Annotated in this window: 1 protein-coding gene; it reads left to right on the top strand. The window is 70.9% G+C overall.

Features of this window, described 5'->3' with window-relative positions:
* The coding region (locus K4G64_RS39160; RefSeq protein ID WP_221760602.1) for a condensation domain-containing protein at positions 1–1,699 on the top strand (1,699 nt) is incomplete at both ends.

Raw genomic sequence — 1,699 nt, 5'->3', positions numbered from 1 at the left:
GTTCGACACGCCGACGGTTGCCGGACTCGCGGCCGGGCTGGGTGAGGCCGACGGTGCAAGGCCCGCACTGACCGCACGCCCGCGGCCCGACCTGGTACCGCTGTCCTACGGCCAACGCCGCCTGTGGTTCCTCGACCGGTTCCAGGAAAGCAGCACGACCTACAACATCCCGGTGTCGGTCCGGTTGCTCGGCCCGGTCGACGGCAGCGCCCTCGACGCGGCCCTGCGCGACGTCATCCGTCGTCACGAGGTGCTGCGCACCGTCTTCGTCGAGGTCGACGGCGAGCCCCATCAGCGGGTTGTCGCGCCGGAGGAGCTGGACTGGGACCTGGTGGTGACCGAGGTCGCACCGGAGGAACTGGACGCCGCGGTCGCCGGGGCGGCCGGGCACGCCTTCGACCTGGCGGCCGAAGTACCCGTCAGGGCATGGCTGTTCCGTGTGAGCCCCGAGGAACATGTGCTCACCGTGCTGTTGCACCACATCGCCAGTGACGGCTGGTCGACCGTTCCGCTGGCACGGGACGTGTCACTCGCCTACGAGGCGCGGTGCGCGGACCGGGCTCCGGAGTGGGAACCGCTGCCGGTGCAGTACGCCGACTACGCCCTCTGGCAGCGCGACCTGCTCGGCGACGAGAACGACCCCGAGAGCGTGATCACCCGCCAGATGGCCCACTGGCGCGAAGCCCTGGCGGACGTGCCGGAGGAGTTGGACCTGCCCGTCGACCGTCGTCGCCCCGCCGTGGCCTCCCACCGTGGGCACAGCGTGCCGGTGACCTTCCCGGCCGAGGTGCATGGGCGGCTGCTGGAGTTGGCGCGGGCCGAGGGCGTGACGATGTTCATGGTGCTGCAGGCTTCGCTGGCGGTGCTGTTGTCGCGGCTGGGCGCGGGTGAGGACATCCCGTTGGGTACGGCGGTGGCCGGGCGGTCGGACGAGGCGCTGGACGATCTGGTCGGGTTCTTCGTCAACACGCTGGTGCTGCGCACGGATGTCTCGGGCGATCCCACGTTCCGTGAGGTCTTGGCCCGGGTGCGGGAGACGGATCTGTCGGCCTTCGGTCATCAGGACGTGCCGTTCGAGCGGCTGGTGGAGGAGCTGTCCCCGGTCCGTTCCCTGGCCCGGCACCCCCTCTTCCAGGTCATGCTGACGCTCCAGAACAACGACGAGGCGATCCTGGATCTGTCCGGCGCCCGCACCGGCAGCAGCCCTGAGGTGGCCCTCGCGGCCAAGTTCGACATCGAGGCAGGCCTCGGGGAGACGTTCGACCAGGACGGCGCGCCGGCCGGGCTGACCGGTTCCATGGTGGCCGCGGCCGACCTCTTCGACCTCGATTCCGTCGAGAGGCTCGTCGAGCGGTGGCGCCGCGCGCTGGAGCTGCTGTCCGCCGACCCGCAGACGCGGTTGAGTGCGGTCGACGTACTGGACGCGGACGAGCGCCGCCGGGTGCTGCTGGACTGGAACGACACGGCCGCCGAAGTGGCTCCCGCGACGATGCCGGAGCTGTTCGCCGGGCAGGTGGCGCGGACGCCGGATGCGGTGGCGGTGGTGGCCGAGGGTGTGGAGCTCTCCTTTGCGGAGTTGGATGCGCGGGCGAATCGTCTGGCGCGGTTGCTTGCCGGGCGGGGTGTGGGTCCGGAGTCGTTGGTGGGTGTGTGCCTGGAGCGTGGCGCGGATCTGGTGGTGGCGCTGTTGGCGGTGTTG

The sequence above is a fragment of the Streptomyces sp. WAC04114 genome, assembly GCF_019733245.1.
GTDB classification, from domain to species: domain Bacteria; phylum Actinomycetota; class Actinomycetes; order Streptomycetales; family Streptomycetaceae; genus Streptomyces; species Streptomyces massasporeus_A.
Note: the sequence above shows the minus strand (reverse complement) of the source record. Positions and strands in the feature narration are given on the sequence as shown.